This is a genomic window from Pantoea sp. 22096, assembly GCF_052045955.1.
Taxonomy (GTDB): domain Bacteria; phylum Pseudomonadota; class Gammaproteobacteria; order Enterobacterales; family Enterobacteriaceae; genus Pantoea; species Pantoea alfalfae.
The window spans coordinates 1,019,399-1,046,276 of record NZ_JBQEPW010000001.1; the positions used below are offsets into that span (position 1 = coordinate 1,019,399).

Consider the following 26,878-nt stretch of genomic DNA (forward strand, 5'->3'; position numbering starts at 1 on the left):
CACATGTCTGGCGGATTAGTCACTGCAGCCTATATTGTGGCTGCAATTCTTTTCATCTGTAGCCTTGCGGGTCTCTCGCGTCACGAGACCTCAAAGCGCGGGAATATTTTTGGTATCAGCGGCATGGCGATTGCGCTGGTTGCCACCATCTTTGGCCCGGACAGCGGAAATGTCGTCTGGATCCTGCTGGCGATGGTCATTGGCGGCGCTATCGGGATTCGTCTGGCGAAGAAAGTCGAAATGACAGAAATGCCGGAGCTGGTCGCGATTCTGCACAGCTTTGTCGGCCTGGCCGCTGTGCTGGTCGGCATCAACAGTTACATCGACCACGCGCCTGGCCTGCCAGCCGTGATGGAGAATATCCATCTGAGCGAAGTGTTTATCGGTATCTTTATTGGTGCTGTCACCTTCACCGGTTCGCTGGTAGCGTTTGGCAAGCTGTGCGGCAAAATCTCTTCAAAACCGCTGGCGTTACCGCATCGTCACGAGCTGAATCTGCTGGCGCTGGTCGTCACGTTCCTGCTGCTGCTGTGGTTTGTTAACACCAGCAGCACGGGTGCTCAGGTGTTTGCACTGCTCCTGATGACAGTGATTGCGCTGGCGTTTGGCTGGCATCTGGTTGCCTCTATCGGCGGCGCGGACATGCCGGTTGTGGTGTCGATGCTGAACTCCTATTCAGGCTGGGCCGCTGCCGCTGCCGGTTTTATGCTGAGCAACGATCTGCTGATTGTAACCGGTGCACTGGTGGGGTCGTCGGGTGCGATTCTCTCCTACATCATGTGCAAAGCGATGAACCGTTCGTTCATCAGCGTAATTGCGGGCGGGTTTGGCACGGAAGTCAGCAGCGGCGATGACAGTCAGGAAGCGGGCGAGCATCGTGAAATCACAGCTGAAGAAACCGCAGAGATGCTCAAGGCATCCAGCTCGGTGATTATTACCCCTGGCTACGGTATGGCAGTGGCGCAGGCGCAGTACCCGGTTGCGGAAATTACTGCCCGACTGCGTGCACTCGGCATCAACGTGCGCTTCGGCATTCATCCGGTGGCAGGGCGTCTGCCGGGTCACATGAACGTGCTGCTGGCCGAGGCCAAAGTACCTTATGACGTGGTGCTGGAGATGGATGAGATCAACGACGATTTCAGCGACACCGACACGGTGCTGGTTATCGGTGCCAATGACACGGTTAACCCGGCGGCGCAGGATGACCCCCGCAGTCCGATTGCGGGCATGCCGGTACTGGAAGTGTGGAAAGCGCACAATGTCGTGGTGTTTAAACGCTCAATGAACACCGGTTATGCTGGCGTACAGAATCCGCTGTTCTTCAAAGAGAATAGTCAGATGCTGTTTGGCGATGCCAAAGCCAGCGTGGAAGCCATTCTCAAAGCGCTGTAATAAAAAAAGGGCGGCTAATCCGCCGCCCGTCTTCTATCAGGGGAGAATCAATCCTCCTCATCCTCTTCATCATCCAGGTCAATCGGCGATTTGAAATCGTCAGGCTTGAGCGCCAGCAGATCGCAGCGCAGATGATCAATCACCTGTTCCGCCGTATTACCCAGGAAGGCTGCCGACAGGCCGGTACGTCCTATGGTACCCAACACCACCACACCAGCACCCAGATGCGCCGCCAGATCCGGGATGACTTCTTCCGGCAGGCCTTTAGCCACATGGGTGAACTCTTCACCAATCGAGAACTTCTGCCGCAGCGCTTTCATCGCCACCAGATGCTGACCACGAATCGCATCGTTATAAACGCTGGGATCAAAGTCCGGCAGTTCGATAGCGATGTTGATAGGCGTAATCGGATAAGCGCCGACCAGGTGCACCTCGGTCTGATTCACTTTTTCTGCCAGTTTCACCGTTTCACGAATCAGCTTCTGATTCAGGCCATCGTGATGTGGCTCTTCACTGGCAAGATTGACCGCGACAATAGCTTTACCGCCTTCCGGCCACGGCTGATCTTTGACCATCCAGACCGGACACGGGCATTTACGCAGCAGATGCCAGTCAGTCGGGGTGAAGATCACGGATTCAAGACGATCATGCTGATGAGCCATCTTCAGCACCAGGTCATGCTGATGGGCAAGCACTTCCTGAATGATGGCCTCAAAAGGACGGTTGTGCCAGATCACTTTGATGTCAATTTCGACACCGGCATCCAGATAAGCGCGGGCCTGCTCACGGATCCATTCAGTGCGCTGGCTGATGACGCCCTGGCGCATTGATGCGCGTTCGTCAGGCGAAAGCAGGGTGGTCATCTCGTATGAGAAATCATAGATAGGCAGAAAGGCTTTGATCCTTCCGCCAATGCGTTGATTCAGATAGACCGCACGTCGCAGCGCGGGCTGATCGTCTTGCTGGGCATCAATGGCGACCAGAATATTTTGGTACTGGGACATGAGGCGTTCTCCTTAAACCAGAGCGACTGGAATAAAGATAGCCTATGTTGCACAGCGGAAGAAGGGAAAAAGTTACTGCCGGATCAACAAAATAAGATTTATTGATCCGGCTGCGGATCAGGCGGCCTGATGGCTCTGACCGGCTAACTCTTCCAGCAGGGCGTGGTTTTCAATAGTGATGTATTTCCCTTTCACCGCCAGCATACCGGACTTCTGAAAACGACCCAGCAGGCGACTGATGGTTTCAACCGTCAGGCCCAGGTAATTACCAATGTCACCACGCGTCATGGTGAGGCGGAATTCACGCTGAGAAAAACCGCGCTGGCCGAAACGACGGGAAAGGTTCCAGATAAACGCCGCCAGGCGCTCTTCGGCATTTTTCTTCGACAGCAGCAGGATCATATCCTGATCGCCTTTGATTTCACCGCTCATCAGACGCATCATCTGCTGACGCAGGGCAGGCATTTTTCCTGACAGGTCATCCAGGGTTTCAAACGGGATTTCACAGACCATTGCAGTTTCCAGCGCCTGCGCAAAGCTGGGATGGCTGGAACCCATGATGGCATCAAAGCCGACTAAATCGCCCGCCAGATGGAAACCGGTGATTTGCTCATCACCCTGCTCGGTAATGGTGTAACTTTTGATCGTGCCGGAACGAATCGCATACAGAGATTTCAGTTCGTCGCCTGCTTTGAAAAGGGTTTGCCCTTTCTGAATTGGTTTTTTACGCTCAATGATATTGTCGAGCTGATCCAGCTCATGTTCATTTAACGTGAAGGGGATGCAGAGCTGACTGATGCTGCAATCCTGGCAGTGAATGGCACAACCGCCCGACTGAATACGACGAATGCTGCGTTTTTCAGGGATCATAATGGTTTGCTCGACGATTATTGACTGGTGTCAATTTTAACATTTTTTGTGCTGAAGGGAACTCATCCGAGCAGTTTTACACCCACAAACATTATGGATGAAGCACACATCGATAAACGCTGATGTGACGGGCTTCTCAGAATGCCGTTACCGTTAACTGTCACGAAAAGTTTCCGCTTTTGTGATCTGTTACCCATATCTTCATCAGCGGCAACATGGATAAAAGCGGGGTAGCCCGGCGATTGCAGCTTTTGCTACGCTAACTGCTTAAGCCTGTTTTGTAGGTTCCATCAATTTTAATCAGGTGTGAGAAAACCATGAACCTTGATGACAACGATCTCTTTCGGGATGCCATGGGCGATGTCACGCCGTTAAAAGACACCACCACAACGTTATGGCTTAAGTCGCCCTCGACTAAAGCGCCCCGTAAACCGCCAGGAGAGAAGGAGCAGGAGAATTTCCTGACACGGGGTTATCTGGAGATTATCCCGCTTAACACACCGCTGGAGTATAAAGCCGACGGCATACAGCAGGGTATTCTGGATAAGCTGCGTCGGGGTGAGTACAAACTGGATGCCAGTCTCAACCTGTTGCGGCAACCAGTGGAGACCTGCCGTCAGGCGCTGTTTAACTTTATGATGCAGGCGCAAAAGCAGGACTTACGGAATCTGCTTATCATTCATGGCAAGGGCCGTGATGACGAATCCCATGCCAATATTGTGCGCAGCTATCTGGCGCGCTGGTTACAGCAGTTTGATGACGTGCAGACTTACTGCGTGGCCCAGACCCGCCATGGCGGAGCCGGGGCGCTCTATGTGGGACTGCGGAAGACCGATAAGGCGCGCCTTGAAAACCGCGAACGGCATGCGAAACGCAGCCGCTAGCTGTGAAACTTACGGATGGTGGACATTAACACTTCAGCACTCAGGCTCAGCTCTGCGCCGGTACGGGTAATGATGCCCACTGGCTCGCCTGGCCCGGAGGAGTTGATTGGCAGCGCACAGACCGCGTTATGGCTGAGGTCCTCTTTAATCGCGCCGGACGGCACGAACCAGATGTAGTCGTAGCGAAGCGCCAGCTGGCGCGCCAGTGAAGTCGACGACGTTTCAATGCAATGGGGTGGCAGCGTGCAGCCCTGTTCATCAAGCATCTGCTGCGCAATCCGGCGCGGTGCGGTGCCTTCCGGGGAAATCACCACGGGCCACTGCATTGCCCTCGACAGCGTGACATTGTCACTCAATAATGGGTGTTCGGGCCTGACCACCAGCTTCAGTGACTCCAGAAACAGCAGTTCGTAAGTCAGCCCGGTCATCATATCGCTGTCCGCCATCCGGCCAATACCGATGTCAAACTCGCCGCCGCGCAATCCCGCCAGTAACACATTGTTATGCAGCGTCGCCACCTGGATAGTGGTGTTAGGCTGCAGCTGATGAAAACGATCAAGGATGCGGGGCAGCATGCCCATCGCAGCAGTAGTCAGCGCGCCCAGCCGGATAATCACTGGGGCATCGCCCGACTGCTCATTAAAGCTCTGTCCGGCATGATTCAGCGCATCAAGCACCCGCACTGCATGCGTCAGAAACTGTTCTCCCATCGTGGTGAGCTGGGCACCCAGGCGACCCCGCTCAAACAGACGAACGCCTGTCAGCTCTTCCAGCTCATTCAGGGTTTTGGACAGAGCAGGCTGACTCAGGCTCAGCGTCTCTGCTGCCCGGCCCAGTGTGCCTTGCTGCGCGACAGCAACAAAGGTATGTAGATGGCGCAAGCGAATGCGCTGATTGAAAAGGATATTTTTTTCCATACCTTAAACTTAATGAGAATGACCGCTTACAGGCAACTGTTTAAAATGAATTCTGTTAACTTTGCTGCAAATTTATTTTAACAAGCATGGCAGAATGGCTACTTAATACGCTAACTCTCTGATTAAGAAGCGCTCATCTCATATTGTCACAGACGCACTGGTTTCTGAGACTACGATATATCAAGAGCTTAACGGCTTAAAGTTGAATAATTCTCACTATCATATAAAAATCTGACCGCTTAAGGTTAACGATGGGCTATCATAAACGCCGTTTTTTTTACTTAATCTGATGCCAGATTGCGCTATTGCCAGGGAGTGTTCATTGACCAGCATCGGGGCGGTAGATGTCCGCCAGCTTATCAACCAGCAGAGCCTGAGCCACTGGCAAAAACGGCTCATTGCGCTCTGTTTTATTGTGGTGGCACTCGATGGCATGGACATTGCGATCATGGGATTTATTGCGCCAACACTTAAAGCTGCATGGGGCGTCACCAATCACCAGCTCGGGGTTGTCATCAGCGCAGCATTGATCGGGCTGGCGCTGGGAGCCATGGTCGCGGGCCCGCTGGCTGACCGCTATGGCCGACGTATGATGATTATCCTCAGCGTTTTCTTTTTTGGTCTCTGGACACTGGCAACAGCGCTGTCTCAGAACATCGAGCAGATGATGCTTTTCCGCTTCCTGACCGGTCTGGGACTGGGTGCGGCAATGCCCAACGTCGGTACGCTGGTGGCGGAATATGCGCCTGAACGGAGGCGGGCCTTCATTATCACTGTGGTGTTCTGCGGTTTTACCTTTGGTGCCGCCAGCGGTGGATTTGCCGCATCCTGGCTATTACCGCGTTATAACTGGCACTCTGTGTTGCTGCTGGGTGGCATTCTGCCGCTGCTGGTGTTGCCATTCCTGTTCCGCGGCCTGCCGGAGTCAGTGCGGTTTCTTATCAGTCGTGGCGCACCCGCTGCCCGCATTCACGCCATCCTCGAACGGATGATGCCGGGAAAAACGGCGCCTGATTGCGCATTTCACGCGCCTGAAGCGACATTGCCGGCAGGCGGCGCGATTAGCACCGTGCTGTCGCGCCGCTATCTGTTTGGCAGCACAATGCTGTGGGGGGGCTATTTCATGGGACTGTTCATGGTCTACCTGATTGGCAGCTGGCTGCCATCTCTGGTGAATACCCTGGGTATGTCAGTGACCGAAGCGGCGATTATCACCGCCATGTATCAGGCAGGCGGAACGCTGGGCTCACTCTTTGCGGGCTGGATGATGGATCGCTTCAATGCCAATCTGGCCCTGGCGGCCATCTACGGCTGCGGCGGACTGTTTATTGTGGCGCTTGGCTTTTCGCCCGCCGAAGTCGGCATAATGAGCGCGATCGCCTTTTGCAGTGGCTTCTGTTTTAACGGTGCCAATACCGGGATGAATGCCTTATCCGCCAGCTACTATCCTACACACGCTCGCGCCACCGGCTCCAGCTGGATGCATGGCGTGGGGCGCATCGGCGCAATTCTGAGCGCCTTCGTCGGCGCAGAGATGATGTCACTCGGCTGGTCTTTCAGCGTGATATTTTTGCTGCTGGCGATACCTGCTGTGATCACTACCCTGATGCTGCTGTTAAAAAACCGCTACGGCTTTAAGCCGATCACAGATTCATGATTTTTTCCACTGAGGCCAGCGCGTTGCATTACATTAGCAGCAACGCTCATGGTGTCAGGTGGATAAGATGGACAAGTTTATCAGTGCGGATCTCATCCGCACCCGTTTCTCTCAGGCGATGTCAGCAATGTACCAGCAGGAGGTGCCGCAGTATGGCACGCTGATGCAACTGGTCGCCACCGTCAACGAGCGCTCGCTGGAAGCCGATATCGCGCTGAAAGATCGTCTCACGGCCGCCGATGAAATTGACCGACTCAGCCTTGAACGACACGGCGCAATCCGTGTGGGCACGGCAGACGAATTAGCCACGCTGCGGCAGCTGTTTGCGGTGATGGGGATGTATCCGGTTGGCTATTACGATCTCTCTCAGGCGGGTGTGCCGGTGCACTCTACGGCGTTCCGGCCGGTCACCGATGCGGCGCTGCGGCGCAATCCTTTCCGGGTCTTTACCTCGCTGTTACGTCCTGAACTGATCGACGATCCCGCGCTGCGCGAAAAGACGGCGGAGATTCTGGCCGCACGCGACATATTCACTTCCCGTTGCCGGGCGCTGCTGCAATTGCATGAGCAGCAGGGCGGATTAACTGACGTTCAGGCTACCGAGTTTGTTACCGAAGCACTGGAAACCTTCCGCTGGCACGCCCACAGTAGCGTGGACAGTCAGACCTATCAGGCGCTGAACCAGCAGCATCGATTGATCGCAGATGTCGTCTGCTTTCCCGGCTGCCACATCAACCATCTCACCCCGCGCACGCTCGATATTGACCGCGTTCAGCAACTGATGCCATCGCGCGGCATCGATCCGAAAACGCTGATCGAAGGACCGCCGCGTCGTCAGGTGCCGATTCTGCTGCGTCAGACCAGCTTCAAAGCGCTGGAAGAGCCGATCATCTTTAAGGACGGGCATCAGGGCACCCATACAGCGCGCTTCGGTGAAATTGAGCAGCGCGGCGCGGCGCTGACGCCTGCAGGTCGTGCGCTCTACGATCGGCTGCTCAGCGAGGCGGGGAGTGGTCAGGACAATCAGCAGCACCAGCAACATCTGGCGGCCATATTCCGCGACTTTCCCGACGACGAGACCACGCTACGCCAGCAGGGGCTGGCCTGGTTCCACTATCGCCTGAGTGAAAAGGGCGTTGCCACGCCGCCGGACAAGGGTGAAGTGCTTGAGGATCTGATCAGGGAGGGGCGTGTACTGGCAGACCCGATCGTCTATGAAGATTTTCTGCCCGTCAGCGCGGCGGGAATTTTTCAGTCCAACCTCGGCGATCGGGCGCAGGTCCGTTCAGCGGGACAGGCGAGCCGGCAGACGTTTGAAGCAGCGCTGGGCTCTGCGGTGCTGGATGAGATGGTGTTATATGAAGAGCGCCAGCAGCGCTCGCTGGCACAGTGCGGAGTACGGCCGTCCTGATGTTATCCTCGGGCAACACCTCCGTTGCCCGTAACAGCTTAACTGATCCGGATATTAAAGCTCTGGTCCTGAAGCAGAGCAACAGGGAAACAGACTGATCTCATTAAAGAAAAATTACCCTTTACCGGCCAGCGCAGATTTCGCGGCGTAAGTATCTTAATCGGTTAGCATTCTGACTACTTAACGATGTTAAAAACTGCACAGAATCACAGCCGGTCACCGCTTTCAGGCGATATGGCACGGTACTCATCCTGGGTAAAAGGATAAACAATGCTAAACCCTGACTGAGACAGTAGCTCTGAACCTGTTGATGAGCATATTCACGCCCGCCTCTGATGTTTCGGCATAATCTGCAAATCCCCTCCATACCTGGACAATGGTGGCGGGCCTGCAAATAATGGAGGAACGTCTGAACAGGGAAACGGGAATGAAAAACGAAACAGGTCTGAGGATCATGACGGCCGAGGGGGAGTTGCGTGGATGCATGGACGATGACCTTTTCGTATTCAAAGGCATACCTTATGCGGCGGCTCCGGTTGGCGCGCTGCGCTGGCGTCCACCACAGCCGGTCACGCCCTGGCATCAGATGCGCGATGCCACCGCATTTGGGGCTTCTGGCTGGCAAAATCGCACATACTGTCAGGCGGTGGGCGGTGGCGATCCCGGTGAGTTTAGTGAAGATTGCCTCTACCTGAATGTTTGGACACCCGATGTGGCGCCGTCAAAGCCGCTGCCGGTAATGGTGTGGCTGCACGGTGGGGGCTTCACCATCGGTGCAGGCGGGCTGGCGCCGTACAACGGTAAGCCGCTGGCGTCACGTGGTGCAGTGGTGGTCACGCTGAATTACCGGCTGGGTCACCTCGGTTTCTTCTCCCATCCTGCGCTGGATGCGGAATACCCTGCTGCGGGTAGAGTAAACAATTTTGGCCTGCTCGATCAGATTGCCGCACTGCAGTGGGTGCAGCGCAACATTCCAGCTTTTGGTGGCGATCGCCACAATGTGACGCTTTTCGGTGAATCCTCTGGCGCGCGCAGCGTGCTCTCCCACTGCTGTTCGCCGCTGGCTGAAGGGCTATTCCATAAAGGGATCGTGCAAAGTGCCTATAGCCTGCCGGATACGCCGCTGAAAAAAGCGCGTCAGCAGGGAATAGCGGTAGCCCGCCATTTTGGTCTGCCGCCCGATGCCAGCGCGGATGACCTGCGCGCACTGCCTGCCGATGCCTTCTGGTCGCTGGAAGGGCCACTGGCGATCCCGCCGGTGCCGATTGCCGGTGATGCCGTGCTGCCTGAGCCGATGCTGAAAACCTTTATGGCAGCTAAACAGCATCGCCTGCCGCTGATGGCGGGCAGTAACAGCGATGAAGCCAGCGTGCTGGAATATTTTGGCGTGGATGCCACCGCAGTATTGCATCAGCTGCGCAATAAAAACCGGCTCACCTATCGGACGCTGAAATGGATGTATGACATCCATGACGATCAACTGCTGGGACGTGCCGTGGCGCGTGATATGGCTTTCAGCCTGGTGCCGTGGCTGGTGATGCGGGCGCAGCACAATGCCGGCATGCCGGGCTGGCGCTACTGGTTCGATTATGTTTCTGAGCACGCTCGCGACCTTTATCCCCATGGCACCTGGCACGGTAACGAAGTGCCTTATGTCCTGAACACCCTGAGTCAGATGCCGGATCCCAATGAAGCGCGGCCATTCAGTGAAGCCGATCGCGCTTTTGCGGCACGTGTCAGCGAATACTGGTTTACCTTTGCCCGTGACGCCACGGAATATAAGCATCAGCTTGAAGGCGAGGTTATCTGGCCAGCCTGGCATCCAGGCAATGACGTGACAATGTCACTTGGGAATAAGCGTATGAGCGGGTTGACTCTGAAAAGAAACTTTATGCGCGCCCGTATGCGGCTTTTCAGGCTGTTGATGACGCGTATGGTCAGGCTTTAAGCAGATGATGAAAATTAGCCTGCTAACCATTAAGTTATGCGAATGCAATTAATCTACTTATTTAATTTTAACTTTATGAATTTAAGGATTTTTTACTGATTAACTCATCGTTGACGCTGTAAATTAATAGGTAACAAAACAGTTACATTTTCACTATCTCATGCCGATAAATCTCCTATGCCCGACGCTTGCGGGTCAACGTGTATAGGATTTTGGTATGGGAATGCTCAAAAATTTTACCATTCGCGCAGTGATGCTCACTATTCTGGGCCTGTTTTGTTTACTGTGGAGCGGCGTCGGGTTGTACAGCATCCACTCGCTTGGCGCGCTCAGCGAAGGCAACAATGTTGACCGTCATCTGGTTGAGCAAATGACGGTGCTGAGCAAAGGCAACGATCAATATTTTCGTGTTATCACGCGCCTTTCCCGCGTAATGGAAAGCAAAGCAGCAGGTAAAACGCTGACTGATGAGGCCTATGCCCCTGTGCAGCAGGCGCTGGACAGCATGACTCAGCAACTGGCGCGCTTTAAGCAGCTTGCACCCGGTCCGATGAATCCGGAAGTCGTCGATGGCGTAATTCAGAGCTGGCAAAAGCTGGTGGATGAGGGCGTAACGCCACAACTGCAACTGGCCCGCCAGGCCTCACCGGACCCGTATCGCCAGCAGGCGAACAATGTCACACCGCCGCTCAGTCGTGCCTTTGGCGTCAGCGCAGAGAAGTTTAACCAGGGCGCAGCCGAAAAACTGGACAAAACCCGGGTTGAAGTTGATCACCTCACCGCGATGACCAAAACGATTATTACCATCACGGTGATTATTGGCCTGCTGATTCTGCTGTTTACCGACCGCTATCTGGTGGCGATGCTGGTTCGTCCGCTGGAAAGTATTCGTACCCACTTCGCGGTGATCGCGACAGGCGATCTCAGCCAGCCGGTAGCCGATTTCGGTCGCAACTGTGTCGGTAAACTGGTGCCGCTGCTGAGCGCTATGCAGGATAGTCTGCGGGAAGCGGTCAGCGCCATTCGCAGCGGCACCGAGAACATCTCGCGCGGTGCTGCAGAGATTTCTGCCGGTAACAATGACCTCTCTTCACGTACCGAAGAGCAGGCCGCTGCGCTGGAACAGACTGCGGCCAGCATGGAGCAGTTGACGGCCACGGTGAAATTCAACGCCGATAACGCTCGTCAGGCCAGCCTGCTGGCAGAAACCGCCACCACCACGGCACAACGTGGCGGTCAGCTGGTGAGTGAAGTGGTCAGCACCATGGATGGCATCTCCGGCAGCTCGAAGAAGATCGCTGAGATTACCAACGTGATTAACGGCATTGCCTTCCAGACCAATATCCTGGCGCTGAACGCTGCGGTCGAAGCGGCACGTGCCGGCGAACAGGGGCGTGGTTTTGCGGTCGTGGCATCTGAAGTGCGTAACCTGGCACAGCGTAGCGCCAACGCCGCCAAAGAGATCGCGACGCTGATTGAAGACTCGGTGCAGCGTGTAGGGAAAGGCGCGGAGCTGGTCAGCACCACCGGCGGCACCATGAACAATATTCTGAAATCAGTGCAGGATGTGGATGCGATCATGAAACAGATTGCTTCCGCCTCGGAAGAGCAGAGCAAAGGCATCTCTCAGGTGGGTGCTGCGGTAACCGAAATGGATAGCGTGACCCAGCAGAACGCCTCACTGGTTGAAGAGGTTTCTGCCGCGGCGAGCGCACTGGCATTGCAGACAGAAGCGCTGCAGGCCTCTGTGTCGAAGTTCCGTCTCTCCAGCAACCGCCAGACCGCACCGGTCATCACGAATAAACCTGCCGCGCCGAAAGCAACCGTGCTGAATGCGCCTCAGGCTAAACCGGCGGATAACGGCGACTGGGTCACCTTCTGATCCCTGCACAGCCACGCCACCAGTTCCGCCAGGAACGGTGGCGCATCCGGCGCGGGCCGTTGCAGTAAACTGTAAACGGCTCCGGTTTTGACCTCGCCAGCGAACGGCTTAAGCAGCCTGCCGCTGGCGATATCACTCTCCACCAGATTGCTGTCGGCAATCGCCACACCAAACCCCTGAATCGCGGCACTGATCGCTAAATCCATCGTGGCAAAATGCTGATTTCGCTTCATGCTGAGCGTCACCTGCTGCGCCTGTAACCAGCACTGCCAGTCACGCGTGTCTGACGTGGGATGCAAAAAGGTCATGGCGTCCAGCGCCGCCGTCGTTTCCGGGCAGGGCTGACCAGCCGCTATCACCGGCGTCAGCGACTCGCTGAACAGGCAGATCCCGTCAGGATGCGGCTTGCCATAGATAATCGCCGCATCAAAGTTCTCAAGCTGGGCCGCATGATCCAGCGTGGTGGTCAGGGCCACATGCAGTTCAGGGCAGTGACGTTCAAGCGCCATCAGCCGCGGTACCAGCCAGCGCATAGCACAGGTCGGCGCTTTCAGGCGAAGGCTGACCTGACTGCGACGGACCTTTTCGCTGGCCTGGACCATCAGATCAAAACCCTGGCTGAGTTCAGGCAGCAGCGCGTCACCCTGCGGGGTCAGCCGCAGCCCGCGCGCATGGCGGTCAAACAGCGTCACGCCCAGCCACTGTTCCAGCGCGGCAATCTTACGACTGACCGCGCCCTGGGTCAGGCAGAGCTCGCGGGCAGCATGGGTGAGATTAAGGTGACGAGCTGTTACCAGAAAGGCGTGAATGGCATTGAGTGGCAGCGATGAGCGTGACACGGTGGACCTCAGCTATGCAATTTTGTCATGGCTATTATGACGACATTTCGCTTGCCGACTCAAGCCACAGCCCGTTGAATAATGATTTATCGCATCTGAACAGTTATGCACCTGACGGAGAAAATATGTCCCTGAAAACGCCTGTCGCTATTCACTCAAAATTGCCGGACGTCGGCACCACTATTTTCAGCGTAATTGGTCAGCTTTCGGCGCAGCATCAGGCGATTAACCTGTCGCAGGGCGCACCCAGTTTCCCCTGCGATCCGGCGCTGGTCGACTCGGTCAGCCGTGCCATGCAGGAGGGGCACAATCAGTATGCCGCTATGATGGGCTTGCCGGCCCTGCGCGAGGCACTCGCCGGCAAAGTGCAGACGCTTTATGGACAGAAATATGATGCCGCGAGTGAGGTGCTGATCACCGGCAGCGCCAGTCAGGGACTCTATATGGCGATTACCGCGCTGGTTCATCAGGGCGATGAGGTGATCTTCTTTGAACCGGCGTTTGACAGCTATGCGCCGGTGGTGCGGTTACAGGGCGGTACGCCGATAGGCCTGAAGCTGCAGGTGCCGTCTTTTGCTATCGACTGGGATCAGTTGCGTGCGGCAATCACGCCGCGCACCCGGATGATCATTATTAATACGCCGCACAACCCCAGCGCGCAGGTGCTGACGCCCGACGATCTCAATCAGCTGGCGGCTCTGATTCGCAACACCGATATCGTGGTGCTCTCCGATGAGGTTTATGAACATATTCTGTTTGATGGCCGGCCGCACTGCGGCATGGCGAGGCATCCGGAGCTGGCCGCACGCAGTATCATCGTCTCCTCGTTTGGTAAAACCTTCCACGTCACCGGCTGGCGGGTAGGCTACTGTCTGGCACCGGCAGAGCTGATGACCGAACTGGTGAAGGTGCATCAGTTTATGATGTACGCCGCCGATACGCCGATGCAGGTTGGGTTCGCGCACTATCTGCAGACGCCAGAGAACTACCTGTCACTTAACGCTTTCTATCAGCAGAAGCGCGATCGGCTAATTGCTCTGATGCAGGACTCGCCGTTCCGGCTGCTACCGAGCGCCGGTTCGTTCTTTATGCTCGCCAGCTATGGACATTTCAGTGACGAACCGGACAGTGAAATGGTAAAACGTCTTATCGTCGATCACGGTGTGGCAACCATACCGCTGTCGGCGTTTTATATGGATGGCACAGACAACAAACTGATTCGTCTCTCTTTTGCGAAAGACGAGGCGACACTAGAGGCTGGCGCGGCTGCGCTATGTGCTTTTTCTCACTGAATCACGCGAGCGTGATTCAGTACGGGGAACAGGTAACCAGGACTTTTCGGGGTAAATAAATAATGAAAAAACTGAACGCGCTTTTTCTCGCTCTGGGCATGATGACAACGGTACAGGCACTGGCTCAGGATTTACGTTACGGCGTGGAGTCACAGTATCCGCCGTTTGAAAGCCGCAACGCTAAAGGTGAGCTGGAAGGCTTTGATATTGAACTGGGTAATGCCATCTGTAAGGCAGGCAACTTCAGCTGCCACTGGGTTGAGAGCAGCTTTGATGCGCTGATCCCGGCACTTCAGGCGAAAAAGTTCGACGCCATTAACTCGGCGATGAATATCACTGAAGCGCGCGCCAAAAGCATCGCGTTTACGCAGCCAATCTACCGTATTCCGACCATGTTAGTGGCGAAAAAGGGTGAAAATCTGTCCCCGACCGCCGAAGGTCTGAAAGGCAAAAGCATTGGTGTATTGCAGGGATCGATTCAGGAAACCTATGCGAAGAAGCACTGGGAGACGCAGGGCGTGACGGTGACGTCGTATCAGGATCAGAACCAGGTCTACAACGACATGGTCGCGGGCCGCCTTGATGGCACGCTGGTGATGTCTGCCGCCGGTCAGTCTGGCTTCCTCGATAAGCCACAGGGCAAAGGGTTTGGTTTTGTGGGCAAGCCCGTCGAAGATGACGCGATTCTCGGCTCAGGCATCGGCTATGGCCTGCGCAAAGATGATGCGTCGTTGAAGCAGTCGCTGGACGCGGCGATCGCCAAAGTGCAGGGCGATGGCACCCTCAAAAAGCTGGCTGAAAAATACTTCCCGGGTATTGATGTCAGCGCGAAGCCATAATCGCAATCGGGCGCGTTCTGCGCCCGATTTCCCTGCTTAACCCGCCGCCATATAACAGAGCTTTTCTGCCACCTGATAGGACTTCACAAACGACGGTATCGGCAGAAACTCGAAACGTGAATGGAAGTTATGTGCGCCGGTAAAGAAGTTCGGCGTCAGCAGCCCTTTGGCGGACAGTGCCGCGCCGTCCGTGCCGCCACGCATCGGAATCACTTTCGGCTCAATCTCCAGCGCGGCAAAGGCGCTGAAGATCAAATCTATTGCCCGGCGATCCTCACCCAGTGCATTACTGATGTTGCTGTAGATATCGTTGATCGTGATGCTGACCTCGCCGGTGGGATAGCGCGCCGCAAGATCCGCTGCCGCCTGCTGCAACTGCTGCTTACGGGCTGCGAAGCTTGTCAGATCAAAATCACGGATTGAAGCCTTCAGCGTCGCCTTGCTGGCGTTGGCCTGAATCTCATTAAACCAGATGTAACCTTCGCGGCCTTCGGTGTGCTCCGGTGTCTGCTGACGATCAAACAGGCTGATGTAGTCATGCGCCATCAACAGCGGATTGACCAGCACGCCTTTGCCCGACATCGGATGTGCCGGCACACCGGTAAACACAATCTCTGCCGCGGCACCATTAAAGTTCTCGTACACCACTTCGCCCAGTTCGCAGCAGTCGATGGTCCAGGCAAAATCGACATTAAAGCGCGTTTCCAGATCCAGAGCTTTCGCACCGCGCAGGCCAATCTCTTCATCCGGCACAAAGGCCACCACGATATCGCCATGATCGCCTTTGAGGTTCGCCATCAGCGTCATCACCACGGTGACCGCCGCTTTATTGTCTGCGCCCAGCACGCTGGTGCCATCGCTAAAGATCACCTGCTGGCCGACGTAAGGCGCGATCTCCGGATGCTCATCGCGGCGCAGCCAGATATCCTGCTCTGCATTCAGACAGAGATCGTCACCCTGCCAGGTGAGAATCTGCGGGTGAATATCGGGCGACAAACCGACATCAACGGTGTCGATGTGCGTAATAAACCCGATGCGCGGTGCGTCTGGACGGTTGCCACGTTTCACCGCGGTCACCGTAGCATGTTTATCAAGCACCACCTCATCCAGCCCCAGCGCTCGCAGCTCGTCCGCCAGCAGTTCCGCCATGGCGTGCTGGCTCGGCGTACTCGGCAGAGTCGTGGATTTGGCATCGCTCTGACTGCTGACGGCGAGGTAACGGAAAAAACGTTCGGTGAGTTGCGACTCAAGTTTGTCTGTCATCACTATTCCTTATTAGTCAGCCATGGGCGGGGTTCGCTATGGTGCCGAATCGTGCTATCAATGAAGCATCTGAATGATTCATTTAGATATTGTGATCACCGGAAGTCAATACAAAGCGAGGATGATAATGAAAATCAAGATAGCCACCTTAGCGCTTGTTACGGCTGGGATAGCGCTGGCTGGCAGCGTTAACGCCAAAACGCTGGTCTACTGTTCTGAGGGATCGCCAGAGAATTTTAACCCTCAGCTCTATACCTCCGGAACCAGTGTTGACGCCAGTGCGGTGCCGGTCTTTAACCGGCTGGTGGACTTTACGCCTGGCACCACCGACCTGGTGCCCAGCCTGGCAGAACGCTGGGAGATCAGCCCGGATGGCACCGTCTACACTTTCCATCTGCGCAAAAACGTGAAGTTCCAGAGCAACAAACAGTTCAAACCCAGCCGCGACTTTAACGCCGATGATGTGATCTTCTCGTTTATGCGCCAGATGGACCCGAAAAATCCCTACCATAACGTCTCTGGCGGCACCTATTCCAACTTCGAAAGCCTCGAACTCTCCACGCTGATTAAAAGTATCGACCGGGTTGATAACCACACCGTGCGCTTTACGCTCGCCCATCCTGAAGCGCCGTTCCTTGCCGATCTCGCGTGGTATTTCGCCTCAATCCACTCGGCTGAATACGCAGATGTCATGCTGAAAGCGGGGACGCCGGAGAAGGTCGATATGAATCCGATCGGCACCGGCCCGTTTGAGCTGGTGCAGTACCAGAAAGATTCCCGCATCCTCTACAAAGCGTTCCCGGACTACTGGCAGGGTAAGGCGAAGCTTGATCGACTGGTGTTCAGCATCACGCCGGATGCCTCTGTGCGCTATGCCAAGCTGGAGAAGAACGAGTGCCAGGTGATGCCATTCCCGAATCCCGCCGATCTCGACAAAATGCGCGCCAATCCGGATATCACCCTGGAACAGAAGGCGGGTCTGAACACCGGCTTCCTGGCATTCAACACCACCAAAGCGCCAACCGACAACGTTAAAGTGCGGCAGGCGCTGGCAATGGCGATCAACAAACCGGCGATCATCGAGGCGATATTTAAAGGCACCGGCACGGTCGCGAAAAATATCCTGCCACCAGGCGTCTGGAGTGCGGACAAAGATCTGAAAGATTACGACTACGATCCAGAAAAGGCCAAAGCGTTACTGCAACAGGCGGGTGTGAAACCGGGCACCGAGATTGCACTCTGGGCGATGCCGGTTCAGCGGCCTTACAATCCGAATGCACGCCGCATGGCGGAGATGATTCAGTCGGACTGGGCCAAAGTTGGCATCAAAGCCAGTATCGTCAGCTATGAGTGGGGCGAGTACCTGAAACGCGTTCGCAGCGGCGAGCATCAGGCGGCGCTGATGGGCTGGACCACCGCGACCGGCGATCCGGATAACTTCTTTGGCCCACTCTACAGCTGCACCTCTGCACAGGGTGGTTCCAACTCCTCAAAATGGTGCTATCAGCCGTTCGAGAAGTTAATCACCGAAGCCCGTGCTGAGCCGGAACAGGGCAAACGTACTGCGCTCTATCTGCAGGCGCAGCAGATGATGCATGACCAGATGCCCGCCGTAATGATTGCACACTCCACCATCTTTGAGCCGGTGCGCAAATCGGTCAGCGGCTATCAGGTCGACCCGTTCGGCAAACACATCTTCTATCAGGTTGATATTAAGCAGTAACCCGTAGCAGTTAACTTCAATGGCCCGCACATCAGTGGGCCATTGCAACTGCTGACAAACTCACATGAGTTTGATTCTAACCGCAACACATAAGCTGAATGCGAAGGGAACACGAGCAGAGGAGGAACGCGTCCCGCGCCATGGACAAAAACGCCGGGCGTTTTTGAACAGCGCAACGCGTTGGCCCGGGTACGGGCGCACCTCAGGGATGAGGTGCGTACTAAAAACGCCGGGAGCGTTTTTGAACAACGCAACGCGTTGGCCCGGGTACGGGCGCACCTCAGGGATGAGGTGCGTAATCGCGCGGGCCGGGCATGCCATGGATGGCGGCTGTTGCGACTTTCCGGTCTGCTCGTATTCCCTTAGCCGGCACCGTCTCACAGCGAATCGGCGCAGATCTTAATTACCATTCAAAATACCCACGCTAGTGTACCCCTTATCCCATCCTCACCTGCTGATCCATCTTAGTCAGCCGATGCTGCAAAAACTGCAAAAACAGCGTCAGAGCCGCATTGCGCTGACGTCCCGACACTGTCTGAAGCTGCAGCGTGCGTTGACTCAGTTGGTCCACCCCCATCGATCGCAACACCAGATTTCGGGACTCGCGCTCAAACAACAGGGTAAACGCGCTACAGATGGTCACCGCCTGCGGCGTATGCAGCAAAAAGTGATAAAGCGTAGCGAAATAGTCGCAGGTCAATACCGGTTCAACCACGCAGTCATTCATCTGACAGGAGAGATCAAACAGCTGCCGCACGGTCGTGTGATGGCCCGGCAGCGCCAGCGGCCAGCGATGCAGATCGCCCAGTGTTACCTCACGTGACGCCAGCGGATGTGACTCATGCATCGCCAGTAACACCGGGGCAGGCCACGAGCCAAGCACCTCAACGCTGCGCTCAGGCTGGAGACTGAATTGCAGCGCCACATCGCATTCACCCGCCCTGACACATGCCGCCACGCCCTGGGAGTGCGTCACAATAATCGCAAACAGTGCGCCGGGATTCGCCAGTCGAAACTCCGCCAGCAGGCCAGGCAACAGACTAAACGCCATGCCATCCGTGCAGGCGATACGGATCAGGCTGCGGCGTACCGCTTTCAAGCCCTTAATCTCCGCAAGCGCATATTCCATATCAAGCTGACTTTTACGCACGTGATGCGCAAAAATCTCACCCGCCTCATTCAACACCATGCCGCGCGCATGCCGCTCAAACAGGGGCACACCAACCTGCGCTTCGAGCCGCTGAATCTGACGGCTGATCGCCGACACCGCGACAAACAGTTTCTCACTGGCGGCGCTCAGCGAGCCGCTCTCAACAACCGCCAGGAAATAGCGTATCTCGCTGCTTAACATGGTCACTCCGACAAAATGCATCATAAAAGGGCAGCATAGCCTTGCTTTAAAAGCAAAGCGAACTCGATAAATTGATAATTGTGGCAAAGGGTGAAGTTTGTCAAAGATAAAGCACGATAAAAATAACAGACAGGGCAAACATGACAGAGCAACAGGCAGTTGACCAGGCGATGCACTATTTCGATAGCGGTGAGTTTCAGAAGCTTCTGGCACGGCGTGTCGCCTGCGTGACAGAAAGCCAGCACACCAACCGACGGACAGAGCTGGACCACTATCTGCAGCAGGAAATTGGCCCGCAACTGGCGAAGATGGGGTTTACGCTGCACCCGTTTGACAATCCGCAACCCGGCAGCCCGCCGTTTCTGATCGCCACCCGCATTGAAGATCCGCTAAAACCGACGCTGTTCTGCTATGGCCACGGCGATGTCGTGTTTGGCGACGATGAAAACTGGCGAGAAGGATTATCGCCGTGGCAACTCACAGCTGAAGGCGACCGCCTGTATGGACGGGGAAGCGCGGATAACAAAGGGCAACACTGCGTTAATTTCGCGGCGCTGGAGCAGGTGTGGCAGGCACGCGGCGGCGCGCTAGGCTTCAACTGCAAAATCCTGTTTGAAATGGGTGAAGAGATCAGCTCGCCGGGGCTGGCTGAGATCTGCCATCAACAGCAGGCGCTGTTAAAGGCCGATCTTTTTATCGCCTCGGATGGCCCGCGTCTTAATGCGCTGCGGCCAACACTGTTTCTGGGTTCGCGCGGTGCGGCGAACTTTCGTCTGACTATTCGGGCGCGTGACAACGCCTACCATTCCGGCAACTGGGGCGGATTGCTGAGCAATCCCGGTACCCAGTTGGCCAGTGCGATCGCCTGCCTGGTGAATGCGCAGGGCGTATTACAGGTTACCGCGCTGAAACCGGACTCTCTGACCGACGCCGTGCGCGCCATCCTCAGTGATATTGATGTGGGCGGCATGCCGGGCGATCCCACACTTGCTGACGGCTGGGGCGAGCCTGGTCTGACACCTGCCGAGCGGCTCTATGGCTGGAACACGCTGGAGGTGCTGGCCTTTGAAACCGGCAATCCGGCACGACCCATGAACGCGATTCCGGGCAGCGCCACAGCGGTATGTCAGCTGCGTTTTGTGGTCGGCACCGACTGGGCAAATCTGGTGCAACATGTCGAACGTCATCTGCATCAGCACGGTTTCGATAACGTCAGCGTGGAGTTTCTGCGCGGCTCACCGGCAACACGGCTTGATCCGCAGGATCCGCTGGTGGACTGGGCGCTGGATACGCTGGCCCGTAGCAGCGGCACAAAACCGGCACTGCTGCCCAATCTCGGCGGCTCGCTTCCCAATGAGGTCTTCGCCGACATTCTGGGCCTGCCGACGCTGTGGGTGCCACATTCCTATCCCGCCTGCGGCCAGCATGGCATTAACGAACATATGCTCAACTCGATTGCACGGGAGGGTCTGGCAATCATGACCCGGCTGTTCTGGCAACTGGGAGAAGAGGGCGAACAGCTGATGACGCGCCACCATCAGTGGCGGAGAGGTGAACAATGAGCAGCATCGCGCAAAGTGCCCCGCAGGTGAAACCGAGCCTGCACAAAACGCTGTTCGCCACCTGCATCGGTAACGCGCTGGAGTGGTTCGACATTGCGGTTTATGGCTTTTTTGCCAGCTATATCGCGCACGTCTTCTTCCCGGTCAGCGATCCGTCGGTATCGCTGCTGCTGACCTTTGGTAGTTTTGGTATTTCCTTCCTGATCCGTCCGCTGGGAGCCATTGTGCTCGGCAACTATGCCGACCGGCATGGTCGCAAAAAGGCGCTGCTGCTGTCGATTAACCTGATGATGCTGGGCGGGGCGATCATTACCTTTATGCCGGGCTACGCCACCATCGGTCTGGCGGCACCGCTGCTGATCATCCTGGCGCGTCTGATTCAGGGCTTCTCTGCTGGCGGCGAATTTGGCAGTTCGACCGCCTTCCTGGTGGAGCACTTTCCTGAGCGCAAAGCCTTTATCGCCAGCTGGCAGTTCGCCACCCAGGGGGCGAGCACGCTGATGGCATCGGTTTTTGGGCTGGGGCTGACACAGTGGCTGAGCGAAAGTGAGATTCAGGCGTGGGGCTGGCGTATCCCGTTTGCTTTCGGCTTACTGATTGGGCCTCTGGGGATCTACATTCGCCGTCATGTGCAGGAACCTGCCAGCTTTGCATCGCAGGAAAAGGAAGCCGCACCGCTTAGAACGCTGTTCGGGCGGCAGAAAGCGCTGATCGCGCTGGCAATTGGCGTGATGGTGATCTCGACCGCAGTCAACTACATGCTCAATTACATTCCGACCTATGCCACCAAAACGCTGCACCTGCCAGGCTCGGTCGCCTTCACCGCCACGCTGATAGCGGGGATTATCCTGACGGTGGTAACGCCCATCATGGGGTTGTGGGCGGAGCGTATTGGCCGGTTGCCGCTGATGTGGGGATCGCTGCTGTTACTGGTGGTCACCATCTATCCCGCATTTAAATGGATGGTCGATCATACCACGCCCACCACGCTGATCCTGCTGGTGGCCTGGATGGCGCTGCTGAAGTCGATCTACTTCTCGACGGTGCCGTCGGTGATGGCCGATCTCTTCCCGGCGACTACCCGCGCCAGCGGGATGGCGATCAGTTACAACGTGGCTGTAACGGTATTCGGCGGGTTTGCGCCGCTGATTTGCAGCATGCTGATTGCCGCCACCGGCAGCAGTCTGGCACCAGGCTACTACCTGATGGCAGTGGCTGTGCTGAGCGGTATCGCGCTGCTGCGCTGCAGTAAGCGGGTGTCATAGCAGAATCAGAAACGTTCTGTGGTGAGATCGAGCCTGCGCAGAAAACACGGTCAGATCGGAAAGTCGCAAAAGCCGCCATCCCTGGCATGCCCGGCCCGCGCGATTACGCACCTCATCCCTGAGGTGCACCCGTTGCCGGGCCAACGCGTTGCGTTGTTCAAAAACGCTCCCGGCGTTTTTAGTACGCACCTCATCCCTGAGGTGCGCCCGTTGCCGGGCCAACGCGTTGCGTTGTTCAAAAACGCTCCCGGCGTTTTTAGTACGCACCTCATTCCTGAGGTGCGCCCGTACCCGGGCCAACGCGTTGCGTTGTTCAAAAACGCTTCCGGCGTTTTTAGTACGCACCTCATCCCTGAGGTGCGCCCGTTGCCGGGCCAGCGCGTTGCGTTGTTCAAAAACGCTCCCGGCGTTTTTGTCCGTGGCGGGGAACACTTTCCTGCTCTGACCGTGTTCCCTGCGCGTTGAGCCTATAGGGTGCTGCCACACTCACACTGATTCAGTCTTGTCATGACTCTGTCAGGTCTGAAAATCGAGCCTGCGCTTAACTGAACTGCAGATAGGCAACATGGGTCTGCAGATACTCCTCCAGACCATGTTTTCCATCGGCTCCGCCGACACCCGACTTACGCCATCCGGCGTGAAAGCCCTGCATCGCCTCAAAGTTCTCACGATTAACATAGGTTTCGCCAAACTTAAGTTTGCGCAGCGCAATCAGGGTGGTATTGAGGTTCTGCGTATAAATTGAGGAGGTCAGTCCGTACTCGCAGTCGTTGGCCAGCGCAATTGCCTCATCCAGCGTTTTAAAGGTCATTACCGGCAGCACCGGACCAAAAATCTCCTCCTGCATAATCGCCATCTCCTGACGGACATCGGTCAGCAGCGTGGGCTGGAAGAAAAAGCCTCGCTCTCCGGCACGCTTGCCGCCCAGTACTACTTTTGCGCCTGCGGCAACGGCGTCTGCCACTTTCTGCTCGACCCGATCCCGTGCGGCGGCATTAATCAGCGGTCCCATATCGATATCACTGCGTTCGGCGGGATCGCCAAACGTCACCTGCTGAAATGCGGTAGTCAGTGCGCTGATAAAACGATCGTAAATACCTTCCTGCACATAGACGCGCTCCACGCAGTTACAGACCTGGCCGCTGTTGATAACTCGTGAGCTGATAATAGATCGCACCGCGAGATCCAGGTCGGCATCCTCCATCACGATGGCGGGCGCTTTGCCGCCCAGTTCCAGCGACACTTTGGTCACATTTTTAGCCGCGGCTTCCATGGTGGCGATACCTGCGCCGACGCTGCCCGTCAGGCTCACCAGCCCGACCTTAGGATTTGCCGCCAGTTCCTGTCCCACTTCCGGTCCCAGACCATAGACAATGTTGATGACGCCAGTGGGCAGACCCAGCGTCTGGATAATGTCGGCAAACAGTGCGGCATTGTTCGGCGTCAGCTCGCTGGGTTTAATCACAATCGTGTTGCCCGTGATCAGGGCTGGCGCCGCTTTGCGGGCGATCAGGAAAAAGGGAAAGTTCCACGGTAAAATCCCGGTGGTGACGCCAATCGCTTTTTTAAACAGGAAGATGTTTTCGTTGGGGCGGTCGCTGTTGATGATCTCGCCTTCATAACGGCGGGCCCACTCCGCCATGTAATCGAGGTAGTCGGCGGTAAACAGCACTTCCGTCTTGGCCAGTCCCTGGGTTTTGCCGCCTTCCGCCACGATGGTTGCCGTCAGTTCAGGCTCGCGGTTGCGGATGGCGCCGGCGATTTTGTGCAGCCAGACGCCGCGCTCTGCCGCAGGCAGCGCTTCCCACGCCGGCTGAGCGGCTTCGGCGGCATTGATCGCAAGGCTGGCATCCTGACGGGTGCCCTGGGGTATGCGTGACAGCAACGCTTCAGTGGCCGGATTGGTGACTTCAATCCACTGGTCACCCTGATGGGCGACAAACTCGCCATTAATGTAATGTTGATGATGTGTTGTCATTCGCTTAGCTCTCCGCTATCGATACGTTGCAGTAATGTGATAGCAGGGTGAAACAGATCGCTAAACGTGACCTTTAGCTTATTGCCAGCCTGGTGGTCCGGATGGCAGCCAATCACAGATATCGGTGAGTTCTGCGGCAAAAACGTCAATCTGTTGTAGATTTAAAGGAGTGAAATCGTGAAAAAGGGGTTAAATCATGGCAAGCGGATGGGCGGCAGAAGGCGCAGTACAGGAACAGATTGATAGCACCGTTAACGACGGGATTGAGCGGGTCAGACAATCGCTCGGGCAGGGCGAAAGCGCCACCGAATGTGAACTCTGCGGCGAACCGATTCCCGAAGCGCGCCGTCAGGCACTCAAAGGGGTGCATTACTGCGTGGCGTGTCAGGAAAAAATCGACAAACAGCAGCAGACCAGCAGCTTATATAACCGTCGGGGCAGTAAAGACAGTCAGCTGCGCTAACTCTCAGGAGCCTGGCATCGCCAGGCCGCTGCCAATAAACCACGCCAGAAAGCCCACGCCCGCCACGATGATGGCGATCGGAAACAGAATTCCAATTCTCATATTCAACCTGCTGCAAACAGCGATTTCAGGGAGCGCGATCTTATCATGAGATCTGGAGGACTGCGCGGTGGGTTTTCAGCAGGGTGAAAAGCTGGAACTGCGTTGCCTCGTTCTCCTCACGCAGCACCTCGCCTTTTTTATAAATAATATGATGTACATGGCCGAGCTGACGCCAGACCACAATCGCCGAGGCGATAAGGGCGCAATGTTGCTCCGCCTGCACACACTCAATGGTGGCATAGTGCGTTTCATCCAGACCATTCACAAACACCTTTATCGCATCTGCAGGTAATATCGCCCGGAGATCATCCATCATCACCCGGCTGACTGACTGCGAAAGAAACAGTGTTAACCACTTCGTTGTCATCCCAATCCCTGATCCAATCAATTTGCCCCAGTTTATACGACCTTCTCTGCGGTAAAGAAGGCTTCTTTGCCCTTTTGCCACCATACCAGTTTAAATGGCAGTCAGTTTAAAAGTGTGCTGCGCCACACAGCAAAATGATAAAAAAGTCAGAATAATAAGATACTTAACATATTCATTGTCCGGTTATCTGACAACGTTGAAATTGTGATCCTTAACGTTGATAACGGGTAAATATTGCCACTTCGCTGCGGCTTCCGGCATTTATCCAAAGGCTGAGGAATTCCTGCAAAACGTAGACTGCATGCTGAACGGAAGCTGACAGGTTTCCGACAGGCCTCAACCTAACCGGGGAATAACAATGAACAGCGCCATTATTGCAGGTATATTCTGGCATTTTGTCGGTGCTGCCAGCGCCGCATGTTTTTACGCGCCTTTTAAACAGGTGAAAAGATGGTCATGGGAAACCATGTGGTCAATTGGTGGCCTGATGTCGTGGCTGATCCTGCCGTGGGCGGTGAGTGCCATTTTACTGCCAGACTTTATGACCTATTACAGCAGTTTCACGCTGTCGCAACTGACGCCGGTCTTTCTGTTTGGCGCGATGTGGGGCATTGGCAATATTAACTACGGCCTGACCATGCGTTACCTCGGCATGTCGATGGGAATCGGTATCGCAATTGGCATTACCCTGGTGGTCGGCACGCTGATGACGCCACTCCTGCAGGGCCGTTTTGGCGAACTGTTCGCCTCGGCGGGGGGCCGGTTAACCCTGCTGGGCGTGCTGGTGGCGCTGATTGGCGTTGGGATTGTGACACGTGCCGGGCTATTAAAGGAGCGGGCGCTGGGAATAAACGCCGAAGAGTTTAATCTCAGAAAAGGACTGCTGCTGGCGGTAATGTGCGGCATTTTCTCAGCGGGTATGTCCTTTGCGATGGATGCGGCGAAACCGATGCATCAGGCCGCCGCTAATCTGGGCATCGATCCGCTTTATGTGGCTTTACCCAGCTACGTCATCATCATGGGCGGCGGTGCACTGGTGAATCTGGCCTTCTGTTTCTGGCGGCTGGCCACCCGGCCTGAGCTGTCGGTACGTAAAGATTTCTCTGTCGGGAAGTCGCTGCTGATTGCCAATACCGCTTTTGCGGTGCTCGGCGGCACCATGTGGTATCTGCAGTTCTTCTTTTACGCCTGGGGCCACGCCAGAATCCCGGCGCAGTATGACTACGTCAGCTGGATGTTGCACATGAGCCTTTACGTTCTGTGTGGTGGCCTGGTGGGCCTGCTGATGAAAGAGTGGAAGTCAGCAGGGCGTCGCCCGGTGAGCGTGTTATCGATCGGTTGTGTGGTGATCATCATTGCCGCTAACATCGTCGGGCTGGGTATGGCGGCCTGATTGCGAAGAGTAATGCTGTCTTTATGCAGGAAGGGCCTGAATAACAGGCCCTTAGCGTTAGCAAAGATGCGGTCAGATCGTGCGCGCTCAGGGAACACGATCAGATCGGAAAGACGCAAAAGCCGCCATCCATGGCATGCTCTACCCGCACAATTACGCACCTCATCCCTGAGGTGCGCCCGTTACCGGGCCAACGCTCTGCGTTGTTCAAAAACGCTCCCGGCGTTTTTAGTACGCACCTCATCCCTGAGGTGCGCCCGTTACCGGGCCAACGCTCTGCGTTGTTCAAAAACGCTCCCGGCGTTTTTAGTACGCACCTCATCCCTGAGGTGCACCCGTTACCGGGTCAACGCTCTGGGTTGTTCAAAAACGCCTGGCGTTTTTGTCCATGGTGCGGGACGCTTTCCTCTTCTGACCGTGTTCCCTGCGCTTTGTAGCATGTGCATTGCTGCTCATTCATTGCGGCAATCTCAGTG

General features: G+C 55.9%; 22 protein-coding genes. 13 read left to right on the forward strand and 9 right to left on the reverse strand.

The features are described from left to right. Positions 1-3 precede the first annotated feature (3 nt). Entirely contained in the window at positions 4-1,392 is a 1,389-nt protein-coding gene (pntB, locus tag ACTJKZ_RS04670) for a Re/Si-specific NAD(P)(+) transhydrogenase subunit beta (protein ID WP_440829299.1), read from the forward strand. A gap of 47 nt (positions 1,393-1,439) precedes the next feature. Here the strand turns inward: pntB and uspE are convergent, their stop codons facing one another. Together uspE and ACTJKZ_RS04680 are read right to left on the reverse strand one after the other, a co-directional pair. Beyond that, a complete protein-coding gene (uspE, locus tag ACTJKZ_RS04675; RefSeq protein ID WP_013357947.1) occupies positions 1,440-2,396 on the reverse strand; it encodes a universal stress protein UspE in 957 nt (318 codons plus the stop codon). Between the two features lie 117 nt (positions 2,397-2,513). Then, positions 2,514-3,266: an FNR family transcription factor gene (locus tag ACTJKZ_RS04680; RefSeq protein WP_010244686.1), complete on the reverse strand. Its 753-nt coding sequence runs from the start codon at positions 3,264-3,266 to the stop codon at positions 2,514-2,516. Positions 3,267-3,583: 317 nt separating this feature from the next. On the opposite strand from ACTJKZ_RS04680, the gene smrA reads away from it, so the two are divergent. Continuing rightward, the gene (gene smrA, locus ACTJKZ_RS04685; RefSeq protein WP_260058252.1) at positions 3,584-4,150 is read left to right on the forward strand and encodes a DNA endonuclease SmrA; all 567 of its coding nucleotides are present in this window, start codon (positions 3,584-3,586) and stop codon (positions 4,148-4,150) included. Here smrA and ACTJKZ_RS04690 read toward each other — a convergent pair. Continuing rightward, positions 4,147-5,067 (reverse strand): LysR substrate-binding domain-containing protein, encoded by a 921-nt coding sequence (locus tag ACTJKZ_RS04690; protein ID WP_161735160.1) that lies wholly within the window; start codon positions 5,065-5,067, stop codon positions 4,147-4,149. The genes smrA and ACTJKZ_RS04690 overlap by 4 nt on opposite strands. Before the next feature lie 322 nt (positions 5,068-5,389). On the opposite strand from ACTJKZ_RS04690, the gene ACTJKZ_RS04695 reads away from it, so the two are divergent. The 4 genes from ACTJKZ_RS04695 to ACTJKZ_RS04710 all read left to right on the forward strand — a co-directional run bounded on the left by ACTJKZ_RS04695 (position 5,390) and on the right by ACTJKZ_RS04710 (position 11,965). Beyond that, positions 5,390-6,724 (forward strand): MFS transporter, encoded by a 1,335-nt coding sequence (locus ACTJKZ_RS04695; RefSeq protein WP_440829300.1) that lies wholly within the window; start codon positions 5,390-5,392, stop codon positions 6,722-6,724. Between the two features lie 67 nt (positions 6,725-6,791). Continuing rightward, a complete protein-coding gene (hglS, locus tag ACTJKZ_RS04700; RefSeq protein ID WP_161735158.1) occupies positions 6,792-8,135 on the forward strand; it encodes a 2-oxoadipate dioxygenase/decarboxylase HglS in 1,344 nt (447 codons plus the stop codon). A 427-nt stretch (positions 8,136-8,562) separates the two neighbouring features. Next, positions 8,563-10,083, forward strand: a complete 1,521-nt coding sequence (locus ACTJKZ_RS04705; protein ID WP_253418690.1) for a carboxylesterase/lipase family protein — start codon at positions 8,563-8,565, stop codon at positions 10,081-10,083. A 217-nt stretch (positions 10,084-10,300) separates the two neighbouring features. Further along, complete coding sequence (locus ACTJKZ_RS04710; protein WP_253418687.1) at positions 10,301-11,965, forward strand: methyl-accepting chemotaxis protein; 1,665 nt, start codon at positions 10,301-10,303, stop codon at positions 11,963-11,965. On the opposite strand, the gene ACTJKZ_RS04715 is transcribed toward ACTJKZ_RS04710, so the two are convergent. Beyond that, the gene (locus ACTJKZ_RS04715; RefSeq protein WP_285085745.1) at positions 11,923-12,804 is read right to left on the reverse strand and encodes a LysR family transcriptional regulator; all 882 of its coding nucleotides are present in this window, start codon (positions 12,802-12,804) and stop codon (positions 11,923-11,925) included. The two genes, ACTJKZ_RS04710 and ACTJKZ_RS04715, sit on opposite strands and share 43 nt — an antisense overlap. A 125-nt stretch (positions 12,805-12,929) precedes the next feature. On the opposite strand from ACTJKZ_RS04715, the gene ACTJKZ_RS04720 reads away from it, so the two are divergent. Both ACTJKZ_RS04720 and ACTJKZ_RS04725 read left to right on the forward strand, forming a co-directional pair. Next, on the forward strand, positions 12,930-14,096 hold the full coding sequence (locus ACTJKZ_RS04720; protein ID WP_161736912.1) for a methionine aminotransferase: 1,167 nt from the start codon (positions 12,930-12,932) through the stop codon (positions 14,094-14,096). A 62-nt stretch (positions 14,097-14,158) separates the two neighbouring features. Further along, a complete protein-coding gene (locus ACTJKZ_RS04725; protein ID WP_440829301.1) occupies positions 14,159-14,935 on the forward strand; it encodes a transporter substrate-binding domain-containing protein in 777 nt (258 codons plus the stop codon). A 36-nt stretch (positions 14,936-14,971) separates the two neighbouring features. Here ACTJKZ_RS04725 and pepT read toward each other — a convergent pair whose 3' ends face one another. Further along, positions 14,972-16,198 (reverse strand): peptidase T, encoded by a 1,227-nt coding sequence (gene pepT, locus ACTJKZ_RS04730; RefSeq protein WP_440829302.1) that lies wholly within the window; start codon positions 16,196-16,198, stop codon positions 14,972-14,974. 127 nt (positions 16,199-16,325) lie between these two features. Here pepT and ACTJKZ_RS04735 point away from each other — a divergent pair, with 127 nt between their 5' ends. After that, positions 16,326-17,921: an ABC transporter substrate-binding protein gene (locus ACTJKZ_RS04735; protein ID WP_440829303.1), complete on the forward strand. Its 1,596-nt coding sequence runs from the start codon at positions 16,326-16,328 to the stop codon at positions 17,919-17,921. A 436-nt stretch (positions 17,922-18,357) separates the two neighbouring features. On the opposite strand, the gene ACTJKZ_RS04740 is transcribed toward ACTJKZ_RS04735, so the two are convergent. Next, on the reverse strand, positions 18,358-19,272 hold the full coding sequence (locus ACTJKZ_RS04740) for a LysR family transcriptional regulator (RefSeq protein ID WP_440829304.1): 915 nt from the start codon (positions 19,270-19,272) through the stop codon (positions 18,358-18,360). Positions 19,273-19,412: 140 nt separating this feature from the next. On the opposite strand from ACTJKZ_RS04740, the gene ACTJKZ_RS04745 reads away from it, so the two are divergent. Continuing rightward, positions 19,413-20,834 (forward strand): M20 family metallopeptidase, encoded by a 1,422-nt coding sequence (locus ACTJKZ_RS04745; RefSeq protein WP_440829305.1) that lies wholly within the window; start codon positions 19,413-19,415, stop codon positions 20,832-20,834. Further along, positions 20,831-22,099, forward strand: coding sequence for an MFS transporter (locus ACTJKZ_RS04750; RefSeq protein WP_253418672.1), 1,269 nt, complete (start codon positions 20,831-20,833; stop codon positions 22,097-22,099). Before ACTJKZ_RS04745 ends, ACTJKZ_RS04750 begins: the two co-directional genes overlap by 4 nt. A 541-nt stretch (positions 22,100-22,640) precedes the next feature. Here the strand turns inward: ACTJKZ_RS04750 and aldA are convergent. Beyond that, complete coding sequence (gene aldA, locus ACTJKZ_RS04755; RefSeq protein WP_440829306.1) at positions 22,641-24,077, reverse strand: aldehyde dehydrogenase; 1,437 nt, start codon at positions 24,075-24,077, stop codon at positions 22,641-22,643. A gap of 196 nt (positions 24,078-24,273) precedes the next feature. Between aldA and ACTJKZ_RS04760 the strand changes: the two genes are divergently transcribed. Continuing rightward, the gene (locus ACTJKZ_RS04760; protein ID WP_098050469.1) at positions 24,274-24,540 is read left to right on the forward strand and encodes a DksA/TraR family C4-type zinc finger protein; all 267 of its coding nucleotides are present in this window, start codon (positions 24,274-24,276) and stop codon (positions 24,538-24,540) included. Between the two features lie 3 nt (positions 24,541-24,543). Here the strand turns inward: ACTJKZ_RS04760 and ACTJKZ_RS04765 are convergent, their stop codons facing one another. Both ACTJKZ_RS04765 and ACTJKZ_RS04770 read right to left on the reverse strand, forming a co-directional pair. Then, entirely contained in the window at positions 24,544-24,642 is a 99-nt protein-coding gene (locus ACTJKZ_RS04765) for a YoaK family small membrane protein (protein ID WP_008925225.1), read from the reverse strand. 43 nt (positions 24,643-24,685) lie between these two features. Further along, positions 24,686-25,009 carry a hypothetical protein gene (locus ACTJKZ_RS04770; RefSeq protein ID WP_440829307.1) on the reverse strand — a complete coding sequence of 108 codons (324 nt, stop codon included), beginning with the start codon at positions 25,007-25,009 and terminating at the stop codon, positions 24,686-24,688. Between the two features lie 358 nt (positions 25,010-25,367). On the opposite strand from ACTJKZ_RS04770, the gene rhaT reads away from it, so the two are divergent. Beyond that, positions 25,368-26,402: an L-rhamnose/proton symporter RhaT gene (gene rhaT / locus ACTJKZ_RS04775; RefSeq protein WP_222924000.1), complete on the forward strand. Its 1,035-nt coding sequence runs from the start codon at positions 25,368-25,370 to the stop codon at positions 26,400-26,402. Positions 26,403-26,878 lie beyond the last annotated feature (476 nt).